At 31.3% G+C, this 11,849-nt stretch carries 11 protein-coding genes and 1 pseudogene; all 12 read left to right on the top strand.

Going from position 1 to position 11,849, the window contains the following annotated elements:
* Positions 1-18: 18 nt before the first annotated feature.
* The 12 genes and pseudogenes from rnpM (at position 19) to dapG (ending at position 11,837) form a co-directional block, all read left to right on the top strand.
* On the top strand, positions 19-288 hold the full coding sequence (rnpM, locus tag RCG18_RS28270) for an RNase P modulator RnpM (protein WP_211144365.1): 270 nt from the start codon (positions 19-21) through the stop codon (positions 286-288).
* Positions 278-592: a ribosomal L7Ae/L30e/S12e/Gadd45 family protein gene (locus RCG18_RS28265; protein WP_308039301.1), complete on the top strand. Its 315-nt coding sequence runs from the start codon at positions 278-280 to the stop codon at positions 590-592. The genes rnpM and RCG18_RS28265 overlap by 11 nt, the downstream gene beginning before the upstream one ends.
* A 17-nt stretch (positions 593-609) precedes the next feature.
* Positions 610-2,685 carry a translation initiation factor IF-2 gene (infB, locus tag RCG18_RS28260; RefSeq protein ID WP_308039300.1) on the top strand — a complete coding sequence of 692 codons (2,076 nt, stop codon included), beginning with the start codon at positions 610-612 and terminating at the stop codon, positions 2,683-2,685.
* Positions 2,686-2,753: 68 nt separating this feature from the next.
* Complete coding sequence (rbfA, locus tag RCG18_RS28255; RefSeq protein WP_308039299.1) at positions 2,754-3,119, top strand: 30S ribosome-binding factor RbfA; 366 nt, start codon at positions 2,754-2,756, stop codon at positions 3,117-3,119.
* Positions 3,106-4,068: a bifunctional oligoribonuclease/PAP phosphatase NrnA gene (locus RCG18_RS28250; RefSeq protein WP_308039298.1), complete on the top strand. Its 963-nt coding sequence runs from the start codon at positions 3,106-3,108 to the stop codon at positions 4,066-4,068. Before rbfA ends, RCG18_RS28250 begins: the two co-directional genes overlap by 14 nt.
* Positions 4,069-4,944 carry a tRNA pseudouridine(55) synthase TruB gene (truB, locus tag RCG18_RS28245; RefSeq protein ID WP_308039297.1) on the top strand — a complete coding sequence of 292 codons (876 nt, stop codon included), beginning with the start codon at positions 4,069-4,071 and terminating at the stop codon, positions 4,942-4,944.
* Positions 4,945-4,950: 6 nt separating this feature from the next.
* Positions 4,951-5,888 (top strand): annotated as a pseudogene (locus RCG18_RS28240) (bifunctional riboflavin kinase/FAD synthetase).
* Positions 5,889-6,006: 118 nt separating this feature from the next.
* Positions 6,007-6,270 carry a 30S ribosomal protein S15 gene (rpsO, locus tag RCG18_RS28235; RefSeq protein ID WP_308039296.1) on the top strand — a complete coding sequence of 88 codons (264 nt, stop codon included), beginning with the start codon at positions 6,007-6,009 and terminating at the stop codon, positions 6,268-6,270.
* Between the two features lie 170 nt (positions 6,271-6,440).
* Positions 6,441-8,594: a polyribonucleotide nucleotidyltransferase gene (locus RCG18_RS28230; protein WP_308039295.1), complete on the top strand. Its 2,154-nt coding sequence runs from the start codon at positions 6,441-6,443 to the stop codon at positions 8,592-8,594.
* A gap of 127 nt (positions 8,595-8,721) precedes the next feature.
* On the top strand, positions 8,722-10,020 hold the full coding sequence (locus tag RCG18_RS28225) for a pitrilysin family protein (RefSeq protein ID WP_308039294.1): 1,299 nt from the start codon (positions 8,722-8,724) through the stop codon (positions 10,018-10,020).
* 283 nt (positions 10,021-10,303) lie between these two features.
* Complete coding sequence (locus tag RCG18_RS28220; RefSeq protein WP_308039293.1) at positions 10,304-10,576, top strand: YlmC/YmxH family sporulation protein; 273 nt, start codon at positions 10,304-10,306, stop codon at positions 10,574-10,576.
* Positions 10,577-10,631: 55 nt separating this feature from the next.
* Entirely contained in the window at positions 10,632-11,837 is a 1,206-nt protein-coding gene (gene dapG, locus RCG18_RS28215) for an aspartate kinase (RefSeq protein ID WP_308039292.1), read from the top strand.
* The last annotated feature ends 12 nt before the right edge of the window (positions 11,838-11,849 follow it).

Genomic DNA, 11,849 nt, shown 5'->3' with positions numbered 1-11,849 from the left:
AGGTGAGGTGGTTTTTGTATGAAGCAAAAAAAAGTACCACAAAGAATGTGCACTGGATGCATGGAAATGAAGCCTAAGAAAGAACTTATAAGAGTTGTTAGAGATGCTGAAGGAAACATTTCAGTAGATTTGACTGGTAAGAAAAATGGCAGAGGAGCCTATGTGTGCAGAAATATCGAATGCTTGGAGAAAGCTTTCAAAGCAAAAAGATTGCAGAAGAACTTAGAGGCTCAAATAGATGAAGAAATTTATGGAAGATTGAGAGATGAAATACAGCATGAAAGATAAATTTCTCCAATTTTTAGGCTTAACGAAGCGTGCAGGAAAGCTTTTGGAAGGGTATAATAAATGTGAGGATGCAATAAAAAGAAATAAGGTTTATTTAATAATACTATCTTCTGATGCATCTGATAATACAGTAGATAAATTCCTAAAGTATGGTGAAAAATATAAAATACCTGTTTTAAAGGGATACGATAAGGACGAATTAGGAAGCGCTTTGGGAAAGGAAGAAATAAAAATCCTAGGCGTTACAGATTTAAAAATGAGCGAACGGTTAATTAGTATATATAAAGACATCGAAAAAATTTAGTGTCGGGGGTGAATGCTATGTCAAAAGTAAGAATTTATGAATTATCCAAAGAATTAGAAATATCAAGCAAAGATTTAATTAGTATTCTGCTAGACGAATTTAGCATAGAAGTAAAGAATCACATGAGTGTGATAGAGGAAGAAGATGCGGAATTAATAAAAGAACTTTTAGCAGAAAGAAGGAAAGAGGAAACTAATTCTGGCGAAGATATAGTAGAAAAATATGAAGAGTTAGTTGAAGATAATAAAACAAAAAATCGCAAGAAAAATAAAGGTAAAATCAAAGGTAGGGACGATCAAGGTAATTACACAGAAAATGAAGATAGTGATGAGAAAGTAATTGAAATAGATGATACAATTACTGTAAAAGAGTTATCAGAGAAGTTAAATGAATCTTCAATAGAAGTTATAAAGCAGCTAATATTTATGGGAGTAATGGCGGCTATAAATCAAGAAATTGACTTTGAAACTGCTGAAAAATTAGGAGAAAAATTTAATGCTATTGTAGTTAAAAAAGAAAGAGATATTGATAAAGAAGCTGTAGAGCAGATAGATGAAGATGAAGAAGAAGACACTAACTTAGAAAAAAGACCTCCTGTTATAACTGTTATGGGTCATGTTGACCATGGTAAAACATCATTATTAGATGCCATAAGAAAAGCAAAAGTTACTGAAACAGAAGCAGGTGGAATTACTCAGCACATAGGTGCTTATACTGTAACTATAAATGATGAAAAGCTTACTTTCCTTGATACTCCAGGTCACGAAGCCTTTACAGCTATGAGAGCTAGAGGAGCCCAAATTACTGATATAGTTATTTTAGTTGTAGCTGCAGATGATGGAATAATGCCTCAGACTGTAGAAGCTATAAACCACTGTAAGGCAGCAAATGTTCCAATGGTAGTAGCTATAAATAAAATGGATAGACCAGGAGCTAATCCAGATAGAGTTAAGCAAGAGTTAACTGAGCATGGATTGTTAGCTGAAGACTGGGGTGGAGATATAATCACTGTACCTGTATCAGCTCATACTAAAGAAGGAATAGATACATTACTTGAGATGGTTCTATTAACTGCTGAAATGCAAGAATTAAAAGCAAATGCTAATAGAAATGCTAGAGGAACAGTAGTAGAAGCTAAGCTTGATAAGGGCAGAGGACCAGTTGCTACATTACTTGTTCAAAATGGTACTTTACATGTAGGTGATTCTATAATTGTAGGAACTACATATGGAAGAATTAGGGCAATGTTTGATGATAAAGGAAAGAAAATTAAGTCTGCCGGACCATCAATACCAGTTGAAATACTTGGACTATCAGAAGTACCTGCTGCAGGTGATAGATTCTATGAAGTAAAAGATGAAAAAACTGCTAGGGATATGGCTGAAAAGAGAAAAGAAAAGGTAAGAGCTGAGTACTTACAATCAACACATAAAGTTTCTCTTGAAGACTTATATAGCCAAATTAAAGAGGGAAAAGTAAAAGAGTTAAATATAATTGTTAAAGCGGATGTTCAAGGTTCTGTAGAAGCTGTAAGACAATCACTTCAAAAGTTATCTACTGATGAGGTTAAGGTTAGAGTTATACATGGAGCTGTTGGAGCTATAACAGAAGCAGACGTTACTCTTGCATCTGCATCTAATGCTATAATTATAGGATTTAATGTAAGACCAAATGATAATGCTGTTGTAGTAGCAGAAAAAGAATCTGTTGATGTGAAGACTTATAGAGTTATATATAATGCAATAGATGATATTAAGGCTGCTATGGTGGGAATGCTTGAACCAGATTATAAAGAAGTAATTCTTGGTAAAGCGGAGATAAGACAGACATACAAAATATCCAATGTTGGAACTATAGCAGGATGTTATGTATTAGATGGAAAATTAACAAGAAATAGCAGTATAAGAGTTATAAGAGATAGTATAGTTATATTTGAATCCGAACTTGCATCTCTAAAAAGATTTAAAGATGATGTAAAAGAAGTTGCAGCAGGTTATGAATGTGGTCTTTCTGTTGAAAAATTCAATGATATAAAAGATGGAGATATAATAGAAGCTTATACTATGGAAGAAATTAAAAAGAAAGAACTATAATTTTACTTGGAATTGAGAATTAAGCTATAACTTGACTGTTAGTAGCGCACAAAAATGAGGTGAATTGTATGGCTAAATATAGAGGAAATAGAATAAATGAGGAAATGAGAAAAGAAATAAGTAGTATAATTCAAAATGATATAAAAGATCCAAGACTTACTGCTATGATAAGCGTTACAAAGGTTGATGTAACAAAAGATTTAAGATATGCTAAAGTTTACGTTAGCTTATTTGGTAACGATGACTCTAAAAAAAGCACTTTAGATGCATTGAAAAGTTCCTCAGGTTTTATTAGAAGAGAAATAGGTCATAGAATAAACTTAAGATATACACCAGAAATAATTATTGAATTAGACAACACTATAGAACAAGGTATGCATATTGATGCTTTATTAGAGAAAATAAAGGAGAAAGAGCATAATGATAATGAATAAAATTCTGGAAAAGATAAAGGAAAGTAGTAGGATAGCTATTACTTTCCACACCTCTCCTGATGGTGATTCTTTAGGAACATCATTAGCTTTGATGCAGGGGCTGCGTAAAATAGGCAAAGAGGTGTATATACTTTCTAAAGAAGATATACCTAAAGATTTTAGTTTTTTACCTTGTTCAGAGGCTGTTGATGAAAAAATTTATGAAGTAATTCCTGGCACAGAATGTGTCATAGTTTTAGACTGCGGCGATGTAAAAAGAATTAATGCCCATATAAATTTTGAAGATAGAAATTATACTTTGATAAACATAGATCACCATATGTCAAATGAACTTTATGGTGATTTGAACTATGTAGATACTAATGCATCAGCTATGTCTGAAATAATATATCAGATGCTTCGTATTATGGGAATAAACATAGACAAAGATATGGCTAAGTGCCTTTATACGTCATTAATTACGGATACAGGTTCCTTTAGGTATTCTGGCACTACATCTGTAACTCATACAATAGCAGGAGACCTTATTAACACCGGAATCAATTTTAGTGAAATTCATAGAATTATTTTTGATAATAAAAAATTTGAAAGAATAAAATTATACGGAAAAGCTATTGATAATATGGAGCTTATAGGAAGTAAAATATGTGTTATGTCATTAACTAAGGATATGCTGCTAGAACTAGGTATTGACAATAACACAGATACTTCTGATATTATAACCTTTGGTATGAAGATAGACTCCGTTGAAGTTACTGTATTGATAAAAGAAACAGAGGTCGGTGTTAAGATGAGCTTAAGATCGAAGGATACTGTTGATGTGCGAAAAATTGCAGAAAAATTTGGTGGAGGCGGTCATATAAAAGCGGCAGGCCTTTCTATGGAAAATAAAACGGTAGAAGAAGCTAAGGCAATAATAATTAAGGAACTAGAAAAAGAGTTGATATAAATGAATGGAATATTAAATATAAATAAACCTACAGGTATGACCTCCTTTGATGTAGTAAGAAAGGTAAAGGCAGTAGCTAAGACCAAGAAAGTTGGTCATACAGGAACATTAGATCCTGAGGCCTCAGGGGTACTACCAATATGTATAGGTCGTGCCACAAAGCTTGTTGACTATATAATGAATGACTATAAGATATATAAAGTGGAGTTAAGACTTGGCGTTGTAACAGATACTTATGATAGAGAGGGTAAAGTTTTAAAGAACGAAGATGTTACTTTATCTAAAGAAGAAGTTGAAGAGGCAATAAAAAGTTTCATAGGAGAAATAGACCAGGTTCCTCCTATGTACTCTGCTTTAAAGGTAAATGGACAGAGATTATATTCCCTTGCGAGACAGGGTATTGAAGTTGAAAGAAAAGCAAGGAGAATCAATATATATAATATAGATATACTGGATATAAAAGTTCCTACTGTAACATTTAATGTAAAATGCTCTAAAGGCACTTATATTAGAAGTCTTTGCTATGATATTGGTGAAAAGCTAAAATGCGGTGGAGCCATGTGGAATCTTCAAAGAGTTCAAACAGGATCTTTTAATATCTTAGACTCCGTAGAACTTGAACATTTAAATAGTGATAATATATTGGAGCATTTAATTCCAATGGACAAAGCTCTTAGCGAATATCCAGAGATACATTTAGATGAAAAATACGAAAAACTTGTATTTAATGGAGTGACTATAAAAGACAAATCTCTGATAAATGATATAGAAAATGATAGGCTATATAGAGTATATTTAAAAAATAATGAGTTTATTGGAATAGGCATAAAAAATAGTACGGGATTTAAAATTGTTAAACTACTTATTCAGAGGTAATAAAGTATGATTGTAATGGAAGATAATTTTAAAGAGTATTTACAACAGGATACTTATATTGCACTAGGAAGCTTTGATGGACTTCATATAGGACATATGAGTTTAATTAATAAAACCATTAAGTTAGCAAAAAAAATAATGCTAAAAGTATGGTTTTTACTTTTAAGGATCATCCATTAGCGACTATTAATGCAGAATTAGCACCAAAGCTTATTATGGATAATAATACTAAATTAAAAGTATTAGAAAGCAAAGGTTTGGATATAATAAACATGGTAGGATTTAACATAGAATTTATGAAGTTAAATCCAGAGGATTTTATTATAAACTTAGTAAGTCACTATAGACTTAAAGGTTTAATTGTTGGCTTTAATTATAGATTTGGATATAAAAATCTTGGTGATGTAGAGTTATTAAAGAAGATGAGCAAAACCCTTGGATTTTCATTGAATATAGTTGAACCTGTTAAATTTAAAAGCCAAATAGTAAGCAGTTCAATTATAAGAAGCATTATATGTGACGAAGGAGATATAAAGAAGGCTAATAAAATGCTCACAAGACCTTTTATGATGCAAGGTGATGTTATAAAAGGAAAACAATTAGGAAGAAAGCTGGGCTTTCCAACTAGTAACCTAGATTATGATAAAAGATTTGTAATCCCTAGAGGGGGAGTCTATTATACCATAGTTGAGTATAATGAAAACTTATTTAGAGGAATTACAAATATAGGTTATAACCCAACAGTAAATGATAATAAATTGAGCATTGAAACCCATATATTGGACTTTAATGAGGATATATATAATAAGAATATAAAAATATACTATATCGATAGAATAAGAGATGAAAAAAAGTTTAATTCCCTACAGGAATTAATCGATCAACTAAAAAAAGACAAGGTTTTTGCAAGTAAGCAAAAATTAGAAATTAATTTTAAAAATTAATTTACAACATTATTTTTATTTGCTATAATAACATTCGTGAACCTTATTCTAAGAAATTCGACTTGCCGACGGCTTTCTTGGACTATAGGGGATTTTAAATTTTTGGAGGTGCATACACATGAATAAGGCAGTTAAAGAAGAAATAATGCAAAAACATGCAAGACATGAAGGAGATACTGGTTCTCCAGAAGTGCAAATAGCGCTACTTACTGAGAGAATAAATCACCTAAATGATCACTTAAAGACACACAAGAAAGACCACCACTCAAGAAGAGGTCTTTTAATGATGGTTGGTAAAAGAAGAGGTCTTCTTAATTATTTAATGAAGCAAGATATTGAAAGATACCGTGCTATCATAGCAGTATTAAAGTTAAGAAAGTAATTCTAGAGCGGCTAATACCGCTCTATTATTTTAAAAATTTTACATGGAATTAAAATGTAAAATTGGTTTACTATAATAATTATTTATGTTAAAAATTAATAACTAAAGTTGTATAATAATGTTGATAAATAATGATAATAATATTGAAACCTGTGAAGGGAGGTTAATTTATGAGTCAAATAATGGAGACTACTATTGCTGGAAGAACGTTAAAAGTTGAATACGGTAAAGTAGGTATGCTATCAAATGCTGCTGTGCTTGTAAGTTACGGAGATACAGTAGTATTAATTAATGCCAATGCTTCAGATAAACCAAGGGAAGGAATAGACTTTTTCCCTTTAAGTATAGAATATGAAGAGAGACTATATGCTGTAGGTAAAATTCCAGGAGGTTTTATAAAGAGAGAAGGTAAACCTTCTGAAAAAGCAATATTACATGGTAGAGCTATAGATAGACCTTTAAGACCGTTATTCCCTAAAGGATACAGAAACGATGTTCAAGTAGTATGTACTGTAGTTTCTGTAGAACAAGATAACTTGCCGGAAATACTAGCTGTCAATGGTGCATCAATAGCCTTATGTATTTCAAGTATTCCGTTCACTACTCCAGTAGCAACAGTATCTGTAGGTTTAGTAGATGGTGAATTTATTATAAATCCTACTTTAACTCAAAGAGAAAAAAGCACTCTAAATCTAACTGTATGTGCTACTAAAGAAAGAGTAATGATGGTTGAGGCTGGAGGTCAGGAGATACCGGAAGATGACATGTATAATGCTATTATGTTTGGATTTGAAGAATGTAAAAAAATAGTTGCATTCCAAGAAGAAGTAATGGCGAAAATGGGAAAAACAAAGGTTATTCCTGGATTATATAAAGTTGATGAAGCAATAGAACAAGATGTTAGAGATTTTGCTTTTAATATGGTAAAAGAAGCTATGTACATAATGGATAAAGACGAAAGAAATGCAGCTATAGATGCTGTAAAAGTAAAGATTAATGAGCAATTTAGCGAAAAATATCCTGATAATGGTTCAGACATAGCGGATACAATTTATGGAATGCAAAAAGAAATAGTAAGAAATATGTTATTAAATGAGCATAGAAGACCTGATGGAAGAGATTTTAATGAAGTAAGACCTATAAGCTGTGATGTTGCATTGCTTCCAAGAACTCATGGTACAGGACTATTTACAAGAGGAATGACTCAAGTAATGACTGTAGCAACATTAGGTGCACTAGGAGATGTTCAAATTCTTGATGGACTTGGTTCAGAAGAATTTAAAAGATATATGCATCACTATAACTTCCCATCATATAGTGTTGGAGAAGTTAGACCTCTAAGAGGACCTGGAAGAAGAGAAATAGGTCATGGTGCATTAGCTGAAAAGGCTTTAGAACCACTTATTCCAAATGAAGATGAATTCCCATACACAATAAGACTTGTATCAGAAGTGTTGAGTTCAAATGGGTCAACATCTCAAGCAAGCGTATGTGGAAGCACATTAGCGCTTCTTGATGCTGGTGTTCCAATAAAAAGACCTGCAGCAGGAATAGCTATGGGACTTATAACTAGTGAAGACTTATCTAAAGAAGAAGTTATAACTGATATACAAGGAATAGAAGACTTCTTTGGAGACATGGATTTTAAAGTGGCAGGAACAGAAGTTGGAATTACTGCTATTCAATTTGATACAAAAATTCATGGTCTATCTAATACATGTATAAGAGAATCTTTAGATAAGGCAAGAGTTGCTAGGTTACACATATTAGGAAAGATGAACGAGTGTATTTCAGAGCCAAGAGAAGAATTATCTAAGTATGCTCCAAAAACATACACTATGACTATTGATCCAGACAAGATAAGAGATGTAATAGGAGCTGGCGGTAAAGTTATAAATAAGATAATTGCTGAAACAGGCGTTAAAATCGATATAAAAGAAGACGGAAAAATATTTGTAATGTCCGATGATAGCGTATGTGCTAAGAGAGCTCTTAAAATAATAGATGATTTGACTAGAGAAGTTAAAGCTGGAGAAATATATCTTGGTAAAGTAACTAAGATAGCTAACTTTGGAGCATTTGTTGAAATACTTCCAGGAAAAGAAGGCTTAGTTCATATATCAAAACTTGATTTTGCAAGGGTAAATAAAGTGGAAGATATAGTTTCTCTAGGAGATGAGATCCTAGTTAAGGTAACTGAAATTGACAATCAAGGTAGAATTAATCTTTCAAGAAAGGATGCTATAAAAGACTCAGAAGAAAAAAATTCAGAAGAAAAAGCTTCAGAAGAAAAAAATTCAGAAGAAAAAGCTTCAGAAGAATAGTGAAAATAGAAGGGCATTATTGTGCCTTTTTATTTTTATATACTATAAAATTATTAAATTATGGTATAATGTTGATGAATTTACTTATAGTTCCAGAAGTCAAATATTAATTTTTGAGGTGGCACTGATGTACAATTTATTTAAATTAGATAACGGATTGAGAATAGTTTTAGAAAATATTGATTATGTTAATTCAGTAAGTGTAGGTTTATGGGTAGAAAATGGATCAAGAAATGAAGATAAAAATAATAACGGAATATCTCATTTTATTGAACATATGTTTTTCAAAGGGACAAAAAATAGAACAGCATTGCAAATTGCAGAGTGTATAGAGGATGTTGGAGGACAAATTAATGCTTTTACAGGAAAAGAAGCTACTTGCTTTTATATTAAGGCATTAGATTCTCATCTAGAACTTGCTTTAGATGTAATATCAGATATGCTTTTCAATAGCAAATTTTTACCAGAAGACATTGAAAAAGAAAAAGGTGTAGTAATTGAAGAAATAAAAATGAGTGAAGATTCTCCAGAAGATGTGCTAATGGATCTTCATAGCTCAGCAATTTGGGGAAATGATCCTTTATCTCTTCCTATACTAGGCACAGTAGAAACGGTAAAATCTTTTGATAGGGAGCAAATAGTTAATTATATTTCTTCCTATTATATACCTGAAAATTCTGTTATATCTATTTCAGGAAATTTTGATGCCAAAGTTGTAGAGAAGCTTGTGGAGAAATATTTTGGAAACTGGAACAGCAGCAATAAAGAAGTAACTAATTATTCGAAACCAAATATTTTAACAAGTCATTTATATAAGAAGAAAACTATAGAACAGCTTCATTTAAGCTTAGGAATACCAGGGATTGAATCTGGTAAAGATGAATTATATTCATTACTTCTTTTGAGCAATGTATTTGGAGGAGGGGCATCTTCTATATTATTTCAAAAGATAAGAGAAGAAAAAGGATTATGTTATTCTATTTATTCATATATATCATCTTTTAGAAATACTGGCATTGTAAGCATATACACCAGTTTAAATCCACAGTATGCGCCAGATGCATTACACATGATAAAGGATGAAATGGATAAGTTTATTAAGACTGGTATAAGTGATGAAAAACTTCTTAAAGCAAAAGAACAGTTAAAAGGTAGTTATATTCTAGGATTAGAAAGTACTAGCAGTAGAATGTTCAATAATGGGAAATCAGTACTATTCTTAAATAGAATAAACAAACCTAAAGATATAATAGAAAAGATAAACAATATTAATAAAGATAAGTTAAATGAGGTTATGCAAAAGACCTTTATAAAAGGTATAACCAATGCAGCCTTTGTAGGTGAAGAGATAGATGTAGAAGTTTTAAAGAATGTTATTAGTAAAGATGTAGTGCCTTTTAAAAATTCAAAAATAAATTCAATTTAAATTTTGTTTAGTATTTATTTTTATATACTTAAATAAGTGTAATAACTCCTTAGTATAATTCATAATATAAAAATAATAGGTTGTATTATTTTTTAGAGGACAGTTGACAGTGGACAATTGACAGTGAAGGTTAGTTTTCTTCCTTACGTCAGAAAAATAATTTATTTTTTCGGACTCGTTTTGCTAAAGCAAAACATCGCTCACTGTTCTCTGTCAATTTTCAATTGTGCTCTATTAAAAATATTGCTTTGCAATATTTTTAAATTATTAAGGAGGTATATATATGGGTGAAAATATAAAATTTTACAGTGAAATGGAAAGATACGAGATTATAAATGTAAATGATGGAGATAGATTTAACTGCTTGGGTAATAATGATATAATAATTGATGAAGAGGGTAATCTTAAATTATTAGTTCTAAATGACAACAAATCTAAGTTTGGTTTATTTTCTAAAAATGAATTTTTAGAAGTACCATGGGAATATGTGAAAAAAATAGGTGCAAAAACGATAATTATTGATGCAGAAGAAAAAGTACTAAAGAGATCTCGTTAACATATTGGAGATCTCTCTAATATACTATTATTAGAAAAAGTGATGGAGGGTAAAAATGAAAATATTAATACAAAAGTTTGGAGGAACCTCTGTATCTACTGATGACAGAAGAGAGTTAGTAGTTCAAAAAATATTAAAGGCAAAAGAAGAAGGTTTTTCTCCAGTAGTAGTAGTATCTGCTATGGGCAGGAAAGGACAGCCCTATGCAACAGATACCCTTCTTTCTTTAATAGGTGATGAATACAAAAGAGTTAATACTTTAGGAATGGATTTGCTTATGAGTTGTGGTGAAATTATAAGCACTGTAGTGATGAGCGACGTATTATCCCAAAATAGTTTACCGGCTATTCCATTAACCGGAGGTCAAGCTGGTATTATTACAGATGATAATTATAGTAATGCATCTGTTTCAAGAGTAGACTCGGAAAAGTTGTTAAATATAGTAAAAGAAGGGAAAATACCTGTTGTGGCTGGTTTTCAAGGCATAAGTGAGAAAGGATTTATAACAACTCTTGGAAGAGGAGGGAGCGATGTAACTGCTTCCTTGATTGGTGCTGCCTTAAAGGCGGAAGAAGTTCATATTTATACTGATGTAGATGGAATTATGACTGCCGATCCTAGAATAGTTTCAGATGCATCATTAATTGAAAAAATAAGTTATAACGAAGTATTTCAATTTGCAGATCAAGGTGCAAAGGTGATTCACCCTAGAGCTGTAGAAATAGCTATGAAGTCAAATGTAACACTTGTTATAAAAAACACTCTCAGTGATTGCAAAGGTACTTTAATAAACAGTAATGCAATTAGAAATACTCAAAACATTATTACTGGAATAACTTCTATGGACAAAAGAGTACAAGTAACAGTAGAATTAGATGAAAATAAAGAGAATGAAAATTATGATATACTTTTAGATGAATTAGCTCAAAATCTAATAAGTATAGATTTAATAAATGTGTTTCCTAAGCAAAAAATATTTACTATAGATGGAAAAGATTTAGATAGCTTTAATATTATTATGGAAGAGCTTGGTATAATTTATTCATATGTAGAAGAATGCAGTAAGATTGCAATAATCGGAAGTAGGATGAGAGGTCTTCCAGGTGTAATGGCTAAAATATTAAGAATATTAACTAAGGCAAGTATAGAAGTTCTTCAGACTGCCGACTCTCATACTACAATTTGGTGTCTTGTAGAAAGTAAAAATTCGGAAAAAGCAATAAATGCGCTGCATAATGAGTTTAAATTAGGCTGCGAATAAAATTAAAATGAA

The organism is Clostridium sp. OS1-26 (genome assembly GCF_030915445.1).
Lineage (GTDB): Bacteria > Bacillota > Clostridia > Clostridiales > Clostridiaceae > Clostridium_AM.
The sequence above is the reverse complement of the archived record's forward strand: the minus strand, read 5'-3'. Positions and strand labels throughout refer to the sequence as shown.

Bases quoted from the DNA above. Each gene is read 5' to 3' on its own strand.
- infB (WP_308039300.1), top strand. From the start codon at position 610: ATGTCAAAAGTAAGAATTTATGAATTATCCAAAGAATTAGAAATATCA.
- dapG (WP_308039292.1), top strand. From the start codon at position 10,632: ATGAAAATATTAATACAAAAGTTTGGAGGAACCTCTGTATCTACTGAT.
- RCG18_RS28225 (WP_308039294.1), top strand. From the start codon at position 8,722: ATGTACAATTTATTTAAATTAGATAACGGATTGAGAATAGTTTTAGAA.
- rnpM (WP_211144365.1), top strand. From the start codon at position 19: ATGAAGCAAAAAAAAGTACCACAAAGAATGTGCACTGGATGCATGGAA.
- RCG18_RS28250 (WP_308039298.1), top strand. From the start codon at position 3,106: ATGATAATGAATAAAATTCTGGAAAAGATAAAGGAAAGTAGTAGGATA.
- RCG18_RS28230 (WP_308039295.1), top strand. From the start codon at position 6,441: ATGAGTCAAATAATGGAGACTACTATTGCTGGAAGAACGTTAAAAGTT.
- rpsO (WP_308039296.1), top strand. From the start codon at position 6,007: ATGAATAAGGCAGTTAAAGAAGAAATAATGCAAAAACATGCAAGACAT.
- rbfA (WP_308039299.1), top strand. From the start codon at position 2,754: ATGGCTAAATATAGAGGAAATAGAATAAATGAGGAAATGAGAAAAGAA.
- RCG18_RS28220 (WP_308039293.1), top strand. From the start codon at position 10,304: ATGGGTGAAAATATAAAATTTTACAGTGAAATGGAAAGATACGAGATT.
- RCG18_RS28265 (WP_308039301.1), top strand. From the start codon at position 278: ATGAAAGATAAATTTCTCCAATTTTTAGGCTTAACGAAGCGTGCAGGA.
- truB (WP_308039297.1), top strand. From the start codon at position 4,069: ATGAATGGAATATTAAATATAAATAAACCTACAGGTATGACCTCCTTT.